The sequence below is a fragment of the Methanoplanus limicola DSM 2279 genome, assembly GCF_000243255.1.
Classification (GTDB): domain Archaea; phylum Halobacteriota; class Methanomicrobia; order Methanomicrobiales; family Methanomicrobiaceae; genus Methanoplanus; species Methanoplanus limicola.
Genome location: NZ_CM001436.1, coordinates 2300264 through 2317489 on the forward strand (window position 1 = coordinate 2300264; position 17226 = coordinate 2317489).

Consider the following 17226-nt stretch of genomic DNA (forward strand, 5'->3'; position numbering starts at 1 on the left):
ATACACTCATTCATCATCTTCAATTATACCCTGCAACTCCTTAACAGTAGGAAGTAGTTTCTCCATCTCTTCCGGAGGTGTCTTTAGGTAATATGTTGAAATTCCCATAGGTTTAGATAAATCCCGGAGTGCATACTCAGCAACAATATCATTTCTTTCCTTACAGAGCAGTAATCCGATTGTCGGGTTGTCAGCCGGAAGGTCTCTTAACAGGTCATCAACGGCTGAGAGATAGAAATTTAATTTCCCGGCATATTCCGGTTTAAAACTATCAATCTTCAGTTCTATTACCACATAGCAGTGAAGTTTCGTATGGTAAAACAGAAGGTCAATAAAAAAATCCTCCCCACCAACTGACAACCTGTATTCATTGCCGACAAATGCAAAGCCTTTTCCAAGTTCGATAAGGAAATCCCTCAGTCTAAAGATTAATGATCTCTGAAGTTCCCTCTCCTTTACATCTTCAGATACTCCGAGGAACTCAAGGCAGAGGGGGTCTTTCATAATTGATACTGCAAGTTCAGACTGTTTTTCCGGTAGTGTACTCCTGAAATTATTTACACTTTTTTTCTGAGCATTGAGAGTTCTTGAGTATAAATCACTCTCAATCTGATGTATAAGGACATTTCTTGACCAGCCGTTCTCAATCGTCTTTTTTATATAGAATTCCCGTTCATCTGTGGATTTAATTTTCTCAATTATCACTATGTTGTGACCCCAGGGAATTTCTGCCACAGGCTGTGGCAGATCAATAAACTTTATATATTCCCTTGCGAACTTCCTCATTCTCCATAGATTTCTTGCAGAGAATCCTTTCATTTCCGGAAATTCTCTCAGCAGGTCTGATGAAATACAGTCAACAACAGATTTTCCCCAGCCTTCTGTCTCCTGTTTTAAGAGTATGTTCTTTCCAATCCGGAAGTACATATTGATTAATCCACGGTTAACAGAAGCAACTGCCTGTGTCCTTGATGTCCGGACAATGGACTTTATTTCATAAATAAGCTCATTGTACTCTTTTGTATCTGCGATTTCCATCTCACTCTGCCTCTTTTCTCGCTTTCCTCTTCTCCTCAAGAGTAAAGTGCAGATCGTTATGCCTTTCTACCGTTCCGGAACAGTTAGGCACTGCATCTTTACCCCTGTCCTTGCCCCACTTAATCGCAGTAATTTTGGACCTCAAAACTTCAGCTTCGACAAAAGGCCGGATATTAAGCCTCACTCCGTCATTAATGTCCGGCTCCCAGCCGACAGCCTGCTCATGCAGAGGCTTCCACCGGACGTAAATATCATAAGGAGCCTCACCTTCAAGAATAAGCTCAAGTCTTCTCTTAAGCTCTTTGGCTGCAACAAGCCTCTTTTCAGCACCGGCTTTATTGTCTGCCTTCTCCCTCTCCTGCTGTGAAATCCAGGGGCCAAGATATGAATATATAAGCCGCTCAAGATTCCGGCGATCAAGCTTATGATAATTGACAAGAACAGAAAAACCGTCCTTCTCCCCGTCCCAGATATGCCAGATAAACGGACGGTTATGGAATAACTTACAGTGTGATTTAAAGAACTCATCCCGGAGGAACTTCTCAAGGTCTCCTTTCAGACTGCCGTCCTTCTTTACATAACCAAGGTCAGCAAGCATCTTCTCTTCATGCCTCGCAGACCATTCACTGCCAAAAGCAGCCTTAAGCACTTCACGTACCCTCTCATCCATCCGCCCTTCACCACGGACAGAAGGAATACAGACAATCCCGTCATCATCTGCAAACGATAGAAGCTTCTCACTCTCTTTTATCCAGTCCCGTGCCTCAGAGGAGAGTTCCATCTCAGTATCGGTTTCAGCCGGCCATCTGTAACCAAGCAGCCGTGCAACTGCCACATGAAGCGGACTTTCTGACGGTTTTGGATGCCCGTGAAACAGCCACTGTGTAGGATCATCTGAATATGGTTCAGGAAGTCCATCCGGATACTTTTCAGCAGCCACCTTCTGCCAGTATTCAAGATCGAAGGGGACTTTGGCAAGTGTCTGATTGGTAACTTTTAAAGCCTGATCGATTTTCCGAACCTCATTATAATAATCTTCTGTCTGACAATATGTCCAAATAGGCAAAACAAGATCTTGATTAAATGGGCAAATTACTGCACTATTCGAATCGAAAGTTGTACCAATATATAGCGAAATTGGTAATTTATTCATTTGGCTTATTGTAATGCCAATCTTTCCCCATACTTTATTTCCCCTTTTGTCACTATCATGTAATTTTTCTCTTCGAATCCATGCTTCTTCCCTAAGATGACCTTCAGCAAAATTGAAATAAATTATCAAATTTAATCCACCAAATGTTACATTTTTATTTACTGTTGTTTGCTGAAAGCACCACAATTCATTTAATTGATATATTTCCCAAAAAAACTTCAAAAAATGGGGAGAATCACCATTAAACAATCCAGAATAGGATTCTGCATATTCAGAAAGTAATTTACCAGTTGTAGATTTTTCACACAATACAATTCTTGAATCAGGATTTTCCAACTGTTTTGCCTGTTCAATATGCATAATATTTTCTGAAATCAGAGAAGCTGCTTTATCAGAAGCACAAATTTTATTAGACACATCAAATCCAAACAATATCTGATCCTTAGGAGGAGAAATGTGTATCAGATTTATGAGAATTGCTTTCACAATTTCACCAGATATTGTTTCAAAAGCCCCTGAACCAAGCTTGCCGATCATCTCACAAATCTCATTTTTCAATAGATTTTCTCTGAATTTTCTGTACCTTGTTAAAAACAGCCAATTCTGAGGAAGTACGATACTAACTCTTCCTCTCTTTTTTACTAATGATAAACACCTTTCTAAAAATACAGTAGATATGTCTATTTTGGAAAGGGGATAATTTAAATCACAGAAATTTCTTATTATTTCACTCTGTTTTCCTCTTGCAAGATAAGGAACATTCGTCACAACATAGTCGTATCTGGAGTTTAGGAGATGGGCAGCCTTCATGATGGCGTTGGCGGTTTCTCCGAAGGTTTCTGCAACGGGATCTCCGGCTGCTGTTTCTTTCTTTAAAGCCTGCTCAAGTTTTTCCATCAGGGTATCCTGATCGATAAGGCTCTGGGTAAAGGAGTTATCTGTTCCGGAACTGAACTTTTTGCCGGATTTGTCTGAAATGTTGTGCTTTCCTGATTTACCGGTTTTGCCGGATTTGTTATTTTGACTGGTGTCAAGCTGGATTAGACTGCCTAAAGAATCGGCGTTCTTAAATAACTCATAATAGTTCTCAAGGGCAGACTCAAGCATACCGTCACCGCCGGCAAGCTTAAGCCAGTCCTCCTTCTCAGCCTTAATCGGAATTCCGGTGCAGGCAAGATTTGGAACAGGCAGATAGGAATCAGTCGGGGAAAAACCCTCCTTCCATGCCTCAAGGGCAAGGGCAAAGGTTGCAATCTGGATACAGCGGGGGTCAAGCTCAAGCCCGTGAAGATTCTTTGAAATTATCGCAGAAATAGCCGCCTCGTCCTCCTCGCCCTTCTCCCTCCTCATAGAAAGAAGCATATGAAAAGCCCGGACTAAAAAATGCCCCGAACCACAGCATGGATCAAGGACCTTTAACTCATCAATATCACTTGGCCACCCGGAAAAGTCATGCTCAACCTCAGACCTGTAAAACTCCCACTCAGACTTAAGACCTGAATCCGGATGCAAAGAAAGCCACCATGCACCAAGAGTATTCTCAAGCAGAAACTTAACCATATACGGCTCAGTAAAAAGCTGAGTCACAGCACAGATGTCATAACCTTCGATCTTCCTCTCCGAATCATTGACCTCCTTTTTCTTCTCACTCTGCCAGAACTGATAAGTCCAGCCAAGTGCATCCTCAGCCATAAAACTCTCAGATGAAATACCGTCAAGCACACCCTGAAGTGAAATCCTGTCCTCAGGACTAAACTTAACCATCAGAAAAGGGTCATCCTGCCTGAAAATTCCGGGCAGCATATGAGAAGCAAATTCCGCTGCAACCTCCCAGGCCTCACTTCCTTTCTCATCCGCAATCTCAGTTATATCAGAAAAAGAGACAGGAACCTTAAATTTCGGATGAATCAGCAGATCATTTTCAAGCAGAAAACGGGCAAAAAGCATCCTGTGCCACTGCTCATAGGCAACCGAAGAGATAAGGACATCATAACTCCCAAGCCTCCTCATCTCAGAACGCAATCTCCTTCTAAGCTCTGCCTCAGCATCACTCAGATGAAAAGGCTTCTTATCCGCTTCAACGCCAAGATAATTCAGGGCATTAACAGCACCGGCTTCAGCCTTCCTGTGGGCATCAAGAACAGACTTTTCAAGGCCCTTCCTCTCAGTATCAGTAAGAACAGTCATTAAAACACCCCTTCATTCAAAAATCCCAAAAAACTGGTTTATTTTTAACGGAAAAAAAACACCCGTTTTAATCATCTCAGCATCACCGGATTTCCGTCATTCAAAGCCTTCTCTGCCTCTTCTTTAACAGAAAGAAGATAATCCTCAAGTTCCTCAGAAGATTTAATCGTAACCGGAGATTTAAGTGAAATAACAACCGTCTCCGGCTCAAGCATTCTGGCAATCCTCTCCTTAATCTTGGGAAGATAAGACCTCGTAAGTTCAGCCCTGGACTTAAGGCTGTTTACCGGAATTTTTCTCAGCTGAGTAAATATCTCCTCATCACTCCCGACAGTGACAGTAAACTCATCATCAAGCCCGTATTCCTTTAACAGACTCTCTCTTTTATCATCTGCAAGTTCCCGGCAGTAACTGTCTGACTCAAGTGAGTCCGTTACTTCCTTCCTTGCTTTATTGACACTGCCAGCACCGGCAGTATAATAATCCCTGATACTGTTTCTCAGATCAGACAGCAGAGGTTCAACCGGATCAGGATCACTGAGCAGTGATCTCCCGGCAATAACACTCTTTGCTTCACCATCAAACAGGTCATAATCAGGCAGACCTTCAGAGTGATCAAGAAGCCTTGAAAAAGTAGCCCACTCCTTACTCCTGGAATCTATCAGTTCAGCAGTCGCCTTCCATAACTTAATATCAGAAAGAATAATCTCTCTTCGTTCATTCAGCTCTTTAACAAGACTGTTCCCCGAATATCCGGCAAGTTCAGAGAGATAAGGAGGTTCTGCAGCATAAGGAAGAGGTGCATCCCCGCCTGTACTTTTTGCAAGAGCATTCAGCTTTTCCAGAAACAGACCTGCCTCCTCAGTCTCTTTCCCGCTCTTCCCGGAGAGGCCAAGTTCAGCATACATCTTCCTTGCACCAAATTTCTCATTAGTGGAAAGGACCACATCCTCAACTTCAAAAGATGCATTGCCAATATTTCTGGCGTTTAAGTCCACCGCTCCTGCGGGTCTGTTATTTAACTTAACATTGACATATTCAGAAGCAACAAGCACAATCAGCCCGGCATTTATTGCATCTTTAGGCCATCCAAACGGAGGTTCACCCAGGGCCTTAAGAAGTTCACTGCCTTTCTTCTCACTATTCAGCCTCTTTAAAATCTCCCGGCAGACCGGGTGCTCCTTTGGATCTCTGCTAAAACCAATCTTTGAGAGCGGGGACTGTTCCCCCTTAGCTACCGCTCTTATTACTTTATCCCATCCGGCAGCGTCCCCATCGTCGAATTTTGGATACATCCGGACCATTGCCCGGTTTGAAGCATCCTTAATGCATTCAGAAACAGAATCACCGGGTACAACAGTTCCGCCGCCAAGAATAACCTTTGCATCCCTTAAAATATCATCAACAATTCTCTCAGCTCTTGCCTTATGCCTTTCACGTTTGGTCTCAATATTCTGTTTAGCCTGAATACCGTCCTGAGTGTTTGGCGTCCCTTTTCTGTCAATAACACGGTCTGCTGCAAGATAACCAGCAATCTCATTCTTCAGTTCATCATTAAACTCAAGCGGAATAAATACCGTAACAATAGAACTCTCATTCCCCTCAGCAGCACACTCATTAATAACATCCTTTTCCGGGATGTCCCATCCGTTCCGTACCCAGACGGGAATTTCCTTACCGGTTCTTGGCCTTTCGTCTCCAAAGTATGTAACACTGACATTACGGGGAGTCCGGCTTTCACCCTGAATAAGATTCACACTGCCTAAAATACCCGACATTCTGTTTTTGATGAACTTCACCCTTTCATCAATAATCCTTGTATCATCACCCTTAAATTTCGCTCTTCTTTTCTGATAATCTCCTTCCCAGACACCACCTTCTTCTGTCTGAATACGATACTCCGTATCTATATGTGCAAGCACTCCCCTTGTATGCATATCCTCAAGAAGTAAAGGCACAGACTGCCTGAGAGATTCACTACCGGAAACAAGATCGCTTACCATAAGATCGCAGATAGTCTCAGGTTCAGCCTTAATCCCATACGAAGGGTCTATATGCTGTATCAGAAATATCGTGGCACAGATACGTGAGCGGAGTTCACCTTTTTCTGTTCCGTCATTTTCTCTGCTGATGAGGTCATCGACATTCTGAGTAAGAATATAATTCTGCCTCAGATACCGCTTATTCTGAGTATAAATGTAATCCGCAGGAATAAAATGTCCAATATCACAGCCGGCATAGTCCTTTAGTCCGTCAAAGACAAGCCTGAGCTGATTCCTGAGCTGATTACCCATCCCGTCCGGATCAACGGATGCCAAAACCCTCTCCCAGAAACGCTTCCTTGTCGGAAGAAGAGGATAATCAGAGAGAATGAACCTGTCATCCTCCTGTCTGTGTGCCAGCTTTGAGTTGGAGATGTGCCTTGAAATCTCACCGTTAACCCTGTCCAGAACTGATCTCAGTTCCGGTTTCATGGATTCTTTCTTTAGTAATACAGTCTCTCTAAGGACAGTATCCACATCCTTTGACTCTAAAATAACCTTTTCAGAAAACCTGCCCTGAAGTCTCTGAAGCTGGGTATTTGCCTGAAGGGCCTCCTGTCCTGTCGCAATAAACAGGACTTTCCCGCTAAACCTTCTGCAGCACTCTTCAACAGCTTCCTGAAAATCAAGCAGTTTATCCGAACCATCACCAATAGTCAGATACTGCTGGACCTCATCAAGGATAATCAGCACAAGAGGCAGTTTATCCTTATTCTCAGACTGCATCAGGAAGATCTGATTAAGCATGGAAACCATCTCTGTATTGGAAATCCCTGAACTTGTCCTGAATTCCCGTCTTAAATCGTTTTTAACATCCTTTGGATCTTCATCTCCGGAATAATCCGGATGAAACTTAATAACAGCCTCAATAAACTTTGGAGAAACAAAAGGATGGAGCAGGTCCTTTTCCTTATCTATTGAGATCAGATATTCACGGACATCATCAAGAATCCCGCATTCTTCAAGCCACAGATGAACTCTTGCAACTTCAATATTCTCAGGAAGCCCTGCTGAACGAAGAACGAGCTGAAGAAGATCTGTTCTTGGCCCGTCTCCGCCTCCGGCACTCATTGTACCTGCCGCAGACCATATTCCTCCACTCCTTTTGGTCTCGGTTGATAACTCTTTTAACAGCACCTTCACATCATCAGGGAGGTTACAGAGGTCTCTTCCTTTAGTCCCGTCCGAAAATTCGATATTTCTCCATAAAAAGTCCAGAATCCTGACAAGATGTGATTTACCGCAGCCAAAAAAGCCGCTTACCCAGACCGCAGGCTGACTTGCCTTATCCAGATGGTCAAGGTATGACTGGAGAATTCTTCTAAGCCCTTCATGATATGAACCCTTACAGACAAAATTTTCAAGTTCATATCTGGCTACAATCCAGTCGTTTTTATCACTTTTGCTTAATGGTGCTACCTTTGCGACACCATCATTAGGTATTGTATATGTTGTTGGATCTTTGAAAAATACTTCACTATTTTTTATTGTTACCATGATCAATCCTCCTCCGCTTCAATCGGATATGCAAGATAATTCCACCCATCCCTGGCTTTTAGTAATCTGTAGTTATTCTTATCCCGTTCTCCTGGGAAAAAGACCAAAAGCCTTCCTGAGATTTTAATTTTATCAATAATAAGCTCAACAATCTGACTTGCCCTTAATATTCCAAACATTGATGCAATGCCAAGAACAGCAATCACTGTGTCCTCATCTGAATCAGTAGTTTTTTCCCTGATCTTTCCAACCAGAAATTCCTTTAATTCAGTTAAATCATCCAGCAGATATTCCGGTTCGGAAAAATACTCTTCCCGATATTCATTTGCAGACAACCATTCCTCAAAAAACGGGCTTAAATCTATTTCAGTCCATTTATGCCCGGACTGTATAGTATAAATCTCAAACTCCTTTATGCCTGCACGGATTTTTCTCTCGGAATTTGGATCATAAATACAGAACCAGACTTTTTCCGGTCCGGAAATATTCCTTTGCCATTCAAGTTCTACGTGATCTTTGTACTTTTTTGACAGATTCTGTAGTTTAGTCATTGAGTACCCCCAATCAAATCTTCCGGAAATGTTATCTCAACTACACTTCCGGCTTTTTTTACTGACATCAAACCTTTTCTGTTTGACTCTTTGATAAATTCTTTAATCTCTAAGTTACTCAGGCATAATACCAAAACCCAGGGAGAATGAAATATTCTCTTTCCCCTAAATCCGGAAAGATATGCCAGATAGCAGGCATATGCAAACGAATATACAGATATTTCAGGTATAATCCTTATTTTATTGGACCTGCCTTCAAGATACCCTGCCTGAGTCCATGATGACATCAGGTTCCTGACCATCGACTCACGGACTTTTTCACTGTAAATGTTCTGATAATAATTATCAACTATTTCTTTTAAACCGGATTTATCAGCAGAATCTCCGGCTTTAACTGACAGTATATACCCGGATGATAATCTTAATGCTTCATCACGGGATAATGCACAAAGGAGTGCCATTATTTTATTATCAGGTGATTTCTCCTTCCAGTACTTCAAAAGTCCCTGAAAATTTTTATTTTCAGAGTCCAGACCATAAAGGTGCTTTAAATAATAGAAAGATATTTTCCTCCCGGAAATACTCTCTTTTTTAAGTAAGTTGTCTTCAACAAATATTTTTTTAAGAATTTCTTTATCATTAAAGCCGGGTGCGTTATCCATTACAGTTATGAATTCAGAAAGCATGACTGTACGCCCCGTATGAGAACTTTTTGAATAAAATCCAAAGTTTTCGGGATAATCCTGTTTAACAAAAAAATCAGACTGTTCCACTATTGATCTGTTATCTTTATAACAAATAATATTTATGAATTTCATTTAATTCTATCCTCCGTTTGAAATATGCCTTTTTGCTGAAGCTTTCTGCATTCATCATAAACTTAGGGATTTACTCTCATCTTTCAAAAAACCAACAACAACCCTCATCACGCCAAAAACGTCATTTAAGTCAAGCCACTCACTCTCCCGGTGCTCATTGTAATATCCGGCAGAGACATTTAACACATCAAGGTTAGGGAAAGCCGCACGGATATTATAAGCATCGGCAATACTTCCCTTTGCAACCGCCATCGGGTGATAAACCTTCTTTGAAACGTCAATGAATTTTTCAAGAAACTCATCACTGCATAACTTCAGCCTGGGCGAACTTTCGGAGCCAAAACCATAAGAAGCAATAATATCCCTGCCACCCTGCCGGTCAATTGTCAGGACACAGGCAGAATTCTTAAAAAATTCCGGGTTCTTCAAAATGGCATAATCAATACCGCCACCGCCCCCACGCCCGTACTTCGCCGGATAAGTTACTGCCTGCTCCTCCTGCACAGTGAACACAGCCTTAAATTTCAGGGAAGTGTACTTCATCAGGTAAAGCACCATCGCAACCCCGGCCTTATCGTCAAATCCGGCATTAAAACCAGGGATGATCTTGTTCAAACCGGACAAACCGGAGACCACAGCAGAACCGGAAGACCCGGAGAACTCAGAAGAAATCCGGTAACCTGAAAGTTTTTCAATAAAACCGGCCTCATCTTCATGGCCCTTATAATAATGCGGGAAAGTGTCAAGATGCACATTTAATAAAGGCAGGTCCTCCGGGCAGCCATAACTCTCACAGCCCTCATCAATATCACAGCCGCGATAACCCTCAACCTCATTCCGGCCATAATTTTTACAGTTAACATCACCACTGCCACCCTTACAAAAAGCCTCTATCTCCCCAAAGGCAACCGCCGGCACTATCTCAAAGGAATCATTGCCATAACGGTCCACATGACCGCCGTAATCTGCGTAGACCTCATCACTATCATCACTCCCGCAGTCCGCATAGGCCTGATAACCCTTAGAAGTTTTAAAACCATCCGGACCTGCTGAACTCTTAAAGCACTCAGACCTCCCGGATTTAAAACCCTCCAGACCAACAGATCTCTTTAAAGATTTATCACCCTCACCATAACCTTTCGGCCTGATGTACAGATTGCACAGTTCATCGGATGAGACCACCCATCTCCCCCTCCCGTACTTCCGGACGATAAACTCAGCAAGCTCCTGCTCCCGTCCGGACGGACTGTAAATCCTCACCAGGTCCTCAAGAATCCTGTTGTACCGCCTGAAAAAGACCTTAGGATTTTCAATGCAGTCGCTCTTTTCACTACAGACACCACGGCCAGTCCTTCCGGCAGCAGGCCGGCTCAAAAGAGATTTTCCAACAGCAGAACGGTCCGGCTCCGGGCCACCTCTTATAAGACTTCCTGCCCTCTTACGGAGCCGGTCAATATTCTCCTCCGGAATATCACACGGCTTATCTAAATTATCCAGTTCAATGGAGAAGAAAGCAAGTCTCTTATGGTCCTCACAGACCTTTCCCTTGACCTGCCTTAAAAGGACCCTGTGCTCATACAGAAATGCCGCAATCCTCTGGATTTCCATATAATCCGGAACAGGACTCCGTCCGGAGAAATAAACATTAACATCCCCGGAAAGGTGGCCACGCTTCCCGTAATCAAATCTTATCTTTGGATGTAGCAGCGGCTGTATAACACACTCATTTAAAATCCTAAACCACTGAAGGTCCTGACGGCTATAAAAATTAATCCAGGCAGCGTCCTTCTGACCAAAATGACCGTCACAGGCCATCTCAGTCGTAATCCCACATGCCGAGACAGCCTTACACAGACGTGCAATGGCGCAGTCCATTACACAGACCGGCACTTTTATCCCGTGCTCATGCCCAAAGAAATGCTCCTCTTTCGCCTTTTGGCTGTGACTGAAATACTGAATAGTCGATCCCTCAAGGCCCTGAAAAATATTCACTGCCGCTGTTAAGTGCCTGAACTTTGGGTCATGCACAATATTCAGCCGGTATTTTGCACGGTCATTTGGCCCCGGACAAAAATTCCGGCTATAACGGCCACGAGCCGGATTTACCACACCACCAGGTCTCCGGTCATCAATAACATCAAGAGTGCCAAGACCGTTACCCTCAAGGAAACCTGAAAGGACCACCTGGTCAAGGTCATCATTAGAGCAGTGTGCACCGGGATTTCTCAGGCAGGAGTTGTCACTCAGGTAATACTCACCGTCCAATTCATCAATTAAAAATCCCCTGGCACGAAGGACTTCGACCAACTCTTCCTCTGGAGTCCGGCAGTCCTTTATGACCTCCCGTACAAACTCATCAACAAATTCTTCCCTTCTCTCCCGGTGCCTGTGAAGATTTTTCCGTTCAGAATAATCTCTTTCAGGTACTTCCGGTCTCCGGGAAGACCCCGGCATTCCTCTTTCAGGGAAAGATTTTCTTCCCATATCGCTGTTTAAACCCTCTCTGCCAAAATTCCGGTTTGTAATTTCTGACATATTTGATCTTCTCCCTGTAGTTTCTATACTACTTCATAGGAGGCGATCATATATAAATTATGTGCCTAATACAACAAATATAGCTAATGTTTAAAATATAGTTTAAGTGTATAATATAGCCAATGTGACAAATATAGTTAATGTGTCAAACCTATTTAGAATTTTATATTTTGAATTCCACTATTAATATTATAAAATTCATCAACCATATTAGAGTCAGATGATTATTTTACCAATAATTTCAATTGTATTTCAAAATATATAAATAATACTCCAAAAAATGTTCAAATGCTGACTTATGTTTATTAGCAAGATTAATATCCAATCGAAAGAATACATACAGTACAACTATGGCAGGAAAAGACAGTTCAGACTTAAGCGGATACACCACAATCAGAATTAAAAACAGTACACTTCAGAGGCTTAAATACAATAAATTATATTCAGATTCCCTCAGTGGAAAAATAGATTATCTCATAACATACTGGGAAGCAGCAGCCGAGCATTTTCACAAGACCAACATGGATTTTTTAAAAACCTATATTGATTTTTTCAATGACAATAACAGTAATAACCAGGCTATTGAAGATCTAAAAAAAGAGATCGAAGAAATCGAAAAATTCAAAAAAACCTCTGAAAAAGACGAAATAACATATGTAACCGCCGAGATGGTCACCACTGATTCTTCCGGAATTGAAGAGAAGAAACTCTACGTAACATTCTATCGCAAGGGCGAAATACCCCATAAAGACATGAAGCGCCACCCGTTCGCGCTCCTGATTACGACGAGAGGCAGTTATAAGTTCTATATCCCATTCAATGAAGAGTGCCTTACAGGCAGTGCCTCCTTAAAAGAAGTTGAAAAAAAGCTCGAAATCCCGGAATGGATTGAAGCAGGGCTTATAATCAAAAAGAATAAAGACGATACCAAAACAGTTACTGCAACCATCAGCGTTGATGAGTCATATAAAAGAGTAATTCCGGGAGGAGACCGAGAGTAAAAATATCCGGAACTGAAAGGATGTACCAAAAGAAATCCAGAGATAATTACCCGGTTCAGCACAACGGACTAATTTAAAATTGAAATTATGAAACTATACATAAGAGCCTGAGGATGAAATGAAAAAATGGTTAATGGCTGATGATTTCAAGACCTGGTATTCTTGAAAAATCCTTTGCGTTATTGGTGACAAGCTTTGATTTGTTATATATGGCAATTGCTGCAATCAGTTCATCAAATTTTCCGATTGGCGTTCCGTTTTTCTCTAATTCTGCTGATATTTCACCGTAAGCATCATAGTAAGCATCTTCAAATTCAATGACGGAGAGCATCTTAAGCACTTTATCAACACTTTCTTTTGCTTTTGCTGCATTTGATGATTTATAAGCGCCTTTTTTTAGTTCAAGGACACTCACAAAGGTTATAAATACTTTATCATTTCCATTCTCTTCAATTTCCTCTAAAAATGCTACTGCTTTTTTATATTTAGTGCTGTTTTGACTTCTGATCAAATCTATTAGAATAGTCGAGTCTAAAATAATCATTCTATATCCTTTAACATTTGATCAGCTTCTTCATCAGTCAGGCCTTTTCTATCCTTTTCATACTCCTTTAGCACTTCTTTAAATGGTCTTGTATCCGGCAAATACCTCATAACCACACTTGAGAAACTTTCATTTTCTTTCTTCCAGTGCTTCATTCGTTCGTATGCCTCATCTGAGAGGCTCACTGTTTTTGTCATATTTGCAATATATAGCTGCGTGTAGTTAATAATTATTTTGATGATACAAAATGAGGTGAAAACGGAAATATTACCCGGCTGCTGTACCGGAGATCCGGCCGTAAGAAATTCTGCAATACCCATGCAGGTTGTGTATCGTGCAGGAATGCCAACGACAGCTGAATTGCCCGGACCACCTGAAAGCCGGATAAAGTATATAACCAAACGGGATCATCAATCAACATATGATTAAAACTCAGGATATAAACCAGAACCGGAAAAATAGCAGAAACAAAACTCCGGACATAAAAGAGCATCAGAGCAAAAACCGGCACATAACAGAAACAATCCCGGCAATCCCAAAAATCCCTAAAATCCCTAAAATCCCAAAAATCCCTAAAATCCCTAAAATCCCTAAAATCACGGCATTACTCTTCATAACCGTCATAACCATCCTCATCACAGCCGGCCCTGCCTCGGCATACATCATAAACTTCGATATGCCATCAACTGTTCAGTCCGGAGAAACACTGGTAATCTCCGGAACAGGCACACTTCCGGCAGGGTTTACAACCGGAATGGAATTCTACACCAAGATCCAGACAGGCAACAAAAAGGTCGCAACAGTTCCCTTCACAATTCAGAACAACGGCCTGTGGTCCGCTGAAGTTGATACCACAGGATGGAGTGCCGGAGAATATACAGTAACCATACTGAAAAACTCAGAATATTCATACGGATCATCATCAACACTACAAAAGTCCTTCACAGTCATCAAAAGCAAAATAACCCCTGCATCGACAGAAACAGCAGCACCTCCAACGGCAACAACAGCAGCAGTCACTGAGAGCACAGCAGCACCTCCAACGGCAACAACAGCAACAGTCACAGAGAGCACAACAACACCTGAAAACATTCCCGCCGCCGGAACCACTGCAACCACAGCCGATCCAAAGGGCACACCCATACCGCTCTGGATATTCGCCCTGGCACTTAGTATAGCAACATTCCGGATAAAAACAAAAAACTAAAATTAAAAACAAAAAACGAACAACCAACTGTAACCAGAGTAAATACCCCCTATATCATCTTTTGAAGAAATCAATAAATAAAGTCACACATGAGCCTGCGGGTTCACAGATGGCGGATGAAAAATCAAAGTTTTTCATAGGAGGATTTGACCATCAGAACGTATTGATGCCGGATATTTATTAAATTCTCTGTTTTCACGATCATTTCAGGGCATTCCCGGAACACTCAGTAATTTATATGATACCAAAGGAAGATAATATAGTTATAGAAAGTCAGGAGAGACTGAATTATGCAGAAACAGCTTACAGCCATTATTGAGAGGGAAGGCACAGGTTATGTCTCATTCTGCCCTGAATATGACATAGCAAGCCAGGGTGAAACAGTAGAAGAAGCACACAAAAATCTTCAGGAAGCTCTCGAACTTTTCTTTGAAACAGCCTCACCTCAGGAGATCCAGTCACGTTTCCATGGAGAAATTTATATCACACGGGTGGATGTAGCCCTTGGCTAAACTTCGTATCTTATCAGGAAAATAAGTCTGCAAAATACTTTCTCAGCATGGCTTTTCAGAGGTCAGGCAAAAGGGCAGCCACATAATAATGCAAAAACAGATTCCCGGTTCAACAATTACAGTTCCGGTCCCAAACCATGATGAGATACATACAGGAACACTGCAATCAATTATAAGACAGTCGGGAATTCAAAGAACTGAATTTGAGTGATACTTTAAACTTCAAGATGCCCTCAGCCGTCCATTCCGGAGAAACACAGATAATCTCCAAAACAGGCACACTTCCGGCAGGTTTTACAACCGGAACAGAAATTCTGCACCAAGGCCCAGGTCGGCAACAAAAAGGTCGCAACAGTTCCCTTCACAATTCAGAGCATCGCCCTGTGATTTGCACTGACCCCAAAATATATTTTATTTCAGAGAATAGATAAGATGTACATGCAGACCATAGAGATAACAGATAAACTGTACAAAGAAATTATCGCACAAAGAAAAGGTGGTGAATCCATCAGTAAAGTCATAGAACGGAACTGGCGTTCAAATGAATCGGAATACACATTACAATCAACAGACAATAAGAGTGAAGCTTTACAGGAAATAAACGAGATCAGAAAAGGTAAATTTTACACAAGAACACAAGTCGAGAAAATGTTAAAGGATTAAGCAGAATTTAACCAGTTATGGTAATCTTCTTCTGATTTAATAAAATATATTTTTGCGTGCCTATATGGCCGGACCCCTACAGGTTCATATACAACGACTCTTTTATGTGGCACTTTTAAACGCCATAACCCATTTAGATTTCCTTTTAGTTCGTGTTTATCACATTCTCCAAGGACATCGAACAGGTGCTCCTCTAAACAGTACTTAAGCTTTTTTAGAATCAGTTCTTTAATTGATCTGTTTTTTGCCAGGTATTTTTCAGCTTTTTCAGACATTTCATATTCTGTCATATTACCCCTCAAAAAATTAAAGGGTAGCCTGTCAGGTTCCCCTGTGTCTTCTCAAATGTTCCTGTTATAGTCTTTTTCATAAATATTACCGCCGGTTTAATCTTCTTCGTGCTCTGTGGTGTGGACAAATTATATAGCCAGATGGATGTCATTAACCAGCATATGAATAACAACCGGAGTATTCCCAAACCTCAGCAGATGGAAAATAATCAACAGACAGGTAAAAATCAGCACATGATAAACAACCAAAAGACGATTGAAAATAAAACGGGAAAATCAGGAGAATCAATAAAAACGATGAAAAAGATGCAGATAACCTCAGCAATCCTCCTCATACCCCTCATCACAGCCGGCACTGCCCCGGCATACATCATAAACTTCAAGATGCCCTCAGCCGTTCAGTCCGGAGAAACACCGGCAATCTCCAAAACAGGCCCACTTCCGGCAGGGTTTACAACCGGAATAAAAATTCTGCACAAAGGCCCAGGTCGGCAACAAAAAGGTTGCAACAGTTCCCTTCACAATTCAGAACAATTGGCCTGTGGTCTGCTGAAGTAAATACTCAAATATCATCTTTTGAAGAGATGAATAAAAAAGACTCTGACCATCAGAACATATTGCTGCCGGAGATGAATATGACGCCCTATCTGATCGTGAATGTAATATCCGGCATTAAAAAAGGCTTTAATGACCTGATCTCCTGACAATACAGGAATTTTAGCACTCATACATTTACTGCAGCAAAAGTTTCAGTCATCCCTTTTGCAGGCCTTAATGGGATACCCTCTTCTGCAGGAGATTTCAGATGAAGTTCTATAGCTTCTTCTAATTCTGGTATTGCTTCTTTAAAAAGTCATTCCTCTGCCAGTCTCCTATGAAACAATAACTGTTTCATTCATCATCTGTGAACCCTCAGGCTCATGGGTGACTTTTTTAACCTGCATAACCAGATGAAAGAGTCGTATCAGTCTCATCATGATGCCTTATCTGAAATTATCTCATCATATAAAAGGAAGTGCAGCCTTATCTTCCGGACTTAAGACTTATCCCGGATACTCTGAAAAATAACCATCCGGCCCTTTCCTGTTATCTTTCCGGTTCTAACATCAAAAAAAACTTCAGAGTTTAAAACTTCAGATTACAAATAGTTCAGGACACCGGCGATCCACCCCTGGAAAGTCCACCAGA

The 17226-nt window shown here is 41.7% G+C and carries 15 protein-coding genes; 6 read left to right on the top strand and 9 right to left on the bottom strand.

Annotated elements, in window-relative coordinates; all coding sequences use genetic code 11:
• Window positions 1-6 precede the first annotated feature (6 nt).
• From METLIM_RS10800 to METLIM_RS10825, 6 genes are all read right to left on the bottom strand, one after another.
• Window positions 7-1038: a PDDEXK nuclease domain-containing protein gene (locus METLIM_RS10800; RefSeq protein ID WP_004078485.1), complete on the bottom strand. Its 1032-nt coding sequence runs from the start codon at window positions 1036-1038 to the stop codon at window positions 7-9.
• 1 nt (window position 1039) lies between these two features.
• Entirely contained in the window at window positions 1040-4378 is a 3339-nt protein-coding gene (locus tag METLIM_RS10805; RefSeq protein ID WP_004078486.1) for an Eco57I restriction-modification methylase domain-containing protein, read from the bottom strand.
• Between the two features lie 71 nt (window positions 4379-4449).
• Complete coding sequence (brxC, locus tag METLIM_RS10810; protein ID WP_004078487.1) at window positions 4450-7917, bottom strand: BREX system P-loop protein BrxC; 3468 nt, start codon at window positions 7915-7917, stop codon at window positions 4450-4452.
• 2 nt (window positions 7918-7919) lie between these two features.
• Complete coding sequence (locus METLIM_RS10815) at window positions 7920-8468, bottom strand: BREX protein BrxB domain-containing protein (RefSeq protein WP_004078488.1); 549 nt, start codon at window positions 8466-8468, stop codon at window positions 7920-7922.
• The gene (locus METLIM_RS10820) at window positions 8465-9154 is read right to left on the bottom strand and encodes a hypothetical protein (RefSeq protein WP_157202294.1); all 690 of its coding nucleotides are present in this window, start codon (window positions 9152-9154) and stop codon (window positions 8465-8467) included. Before METLIM_RS10820 ends, METLIM_RS10815 begins: the two co-directional genes overlap by 4 nt.
• A 186-nt stretch (window positions 9155-9340) precedes the next feature.
• Window positions 9341-11821: a hypothetical protein gene (locus METLIM_RS10825; RefSeq protein WP_004078490.1), complete on the bottom strand. Its 2481-nt coding sequence runs from the start codon at window positions 11819-11821 to the stop codon at window positions 9341-9343.
• Between the two features lie 350 nt (window positions 11822-12171).
• On the opposite strand from METLIM_RS10825, the gene METLIM_RS10830 reads away from it, so the two are divergent.
• Window positions 12172-12822 carry a hypothetical protein gene (locus METLIM_RS10830; protein WP_004078491.1) on the top strand — a complete coding sequence of 217 codons (651 nt, stop codon included), beginning with the start codon at window positions 12172-12174 and terminating at the stop codon, window positions 12820-12822.
• Between the two features lie 130 nt (window positions 12823-12952).
• On the opposite strand, the gene METLIM_RS10835 is transcribed toward METLIM_RS10830, so the two are convergent.
• The gene (locus METLIM_RS10835; protein WP_004078492.1) at window positions 12953-13366 is read right to left on the bottom strand and encodes a type II toxin-antitoxin system VapC family toxin; all 414 of its coding nucleotides are present in this window, start codon (window positions 13364-13366) and stop codon (window positions 12953-12955) included.
• Entirely contained in the window at window positions 13363-13563 is a 201-nt protein-coding gene (locus METLIM_RS16210; RefSeq protein WP_083824992.1) for an antitoxin VapB family protein, read from the bottom strand. Before METLIM_RS16210 ends, METLIM_RS10835 begins: the two co-directional genes overlap by 4 nt.
• Window positions 13564-13787: 224 nt before the next feature.
• Between METLIM_RS16210 and METLIM_RS10845 the strand changes: the two genes are divergently transcribed.
• From METLIM_RS10845 to METLIM_RS10855, 4 genes are all read left to right on the top strand, one after another.
• The gene (locus tag METLIM_RS10845; protein WP_004078494.1) at window positions 13788-14573 is read left to right on the top strand and encodes a hypothetical protein; all 786 of its coding nucleotides are present in this window, start codon (window positions 13788-13790) and stop codon (window positions 14571-14573) included.
• A 290-nt stretch (window positions 14574-14863) separates the two neighbouring features.
• Window positions 14864-15085, top strand: coding sequence for a type II toxin-antitoxin system HicB family antitoxin (locus tag METLIM_RS10850; protein WP_004078495.1), 222 nt, complete (start codon window positions 14864-14866; stop codon window positions 15083-15085).
• 34 nt (window positions 15086-15119) lie between these two features.
• Complete coding sequence (locus METLIM_RS17720; protein ID WP_083824960.1) at window positions 15120-15296, top strand: type II toxin-antitoxin system HicA family toxin; 177 nt, start codon at window positions 15120-15122, stop codon at window positions 15294-15296.
• A gap of 227 nt (window positions 15297-15523) precedes the next feature.
• A complete protein-coding gene (locus tag METLIM_RS10855) occupies window positions 15524-15748 on the top strand; it encodes a hypothetical protein (protein ID WP_157202296.1) in 225 nt (74 codons plus the stop codon).
• Here METLIM_RS10855 and METLIM_RS10860 read toward each other — a convergent pair.
• Window positions 15745-16038, bottom strand: a complete 294-nt coding sequence (locus tag METLIM_RS10860; RefSeq protein WP_004078497.1) for a hypothetical protein — start codon at window positions 16036-16038, stop codon at window positions 15745-15747. The genes METLIM_RS10855 and METLIM_RS10860 overlap by 4 nt on opposite strands.
• Window positions 16039-16236: 198 nt before the next feature.
• Between METLIM_RS10860 and METLIM_RS10865 the strand changes: the two genes are divergently transcribed.
• A complete protein-coding gene (locus METLIM_RS10865; RefSeq protein WP_048145918.1) occupies window positions 16237-16596 on the top strand; it encodes a hypothetical protein in 360 nt (119 codons plus the stop codon).
• The last annotated feature ends 630 nt before the right edge of the window (window positions 16597-17226 follow it).

What these genes read in the sequence shown, in the direction of transcription:
- METLIM_RS10835 (WP_004078492.1), bottom strand. Translation starts at nt 13,366, where the DNA reads ATGATTATTTTAGACTCGACTATTCTAATAGATTTGATCAGAAGTCAA.
- METLIM_RS10855 (WP_157202296.1), top strand. Translation starts at nt 15,524, where the DNA reads ATGCAGACCATAGAGATAACAGATAAACTGTACAAAGAAATTATCGCA.
- METLIM_RS10815 (WP_004078488.1), bottom strand. Translation starts at nt 8,468, where the DNA reads ATGACTAAACTACAGAATCTGTCAAAAAAGTACAAAGATCACGTAGAA.
- METLIM_RS10850 (WP_004078495.1), top strand. Translation starts at nt 14,864, where the DNA reads ATGCAGAAACAGCTTACAGCCATTATTGAGAGGGAAGGCACAGGTTAT.
- METLIM_RS10820 (WP_157202294.1), bottom strand. Translation starts at nt 9,154, where the DNA reads ATGCTTTCTGAATTCATAACTGTAATGGATAACGCACCCGGCTTTAAT.
- METLIM_RS10845 (WP_004078494.1), top strand. Translation starts at nt 13,788, where the DNA reads ATGATTAAAACTCAGGATATAAACCAGAACCGGAAAAATAGCAGAAAC.
- brxC (WP_004078487.1), bottom strand. Translation starts at nt 7,917, where the DNA reads ATGGTAACAATAAAAAATAGTGAAGTATTTTTCAAAGATCCAACAACA.
- METLIM_RS16210 (WP_083824992.1), bottom strand. Translation starts at nt 13,563, where the DNA reads ATGACAAAAACAGTGAGCCTCTCAGATGAGGCATACGAACGAATGAAG.
- METLIM_RS10825 (WP_004078490.1), bottom strand. Translation starts at nt 11,821, where the DNA reads ATGTCAGAAATTACAAACCGGAATTTTGGCAGAGAGGGTTTAAACAGC.
- METLIM_RS10800 (WP_004078485.1), bottom strand. Translation starts at nt 1,038, where the DNA reads ATGGAAATCGCAGATACAAAAGAGTACAATGAGCTTATTTATGAAATA.
- METLIM_RS10865 (WP_048145918.1), top strand. Translation starts at nt 16,237, where the DNA reads ATGGAAAATAATCAACAGACAGGTAAAAATCAGCACATGATAAACAAC.
- METLIM_RS10830 (WP_004078491.1), top strand. Translation starts at nt 12,172, where the DNA reads ATGGCAGGAAAAGACAGTTCAGACTTAAGCGGATACACCACAATCAGA.
- METLIM_RS10805 (WP_004078486.1), bottom strand. Translation starts at nt 4,378, where the DNA reads ATGACTGTTCTTACTGATACTGAGAGGAAGGGCCTTGAAAAGTCTGTT.
- METLIM_RS10860 (WP_004078497.1), bottom strand. Translation starts at nt 16,038, where the DNA reads ATGACAGAATATGAAATGTCTGAAAAAGCTGAAAAATACCTGGCAAAA.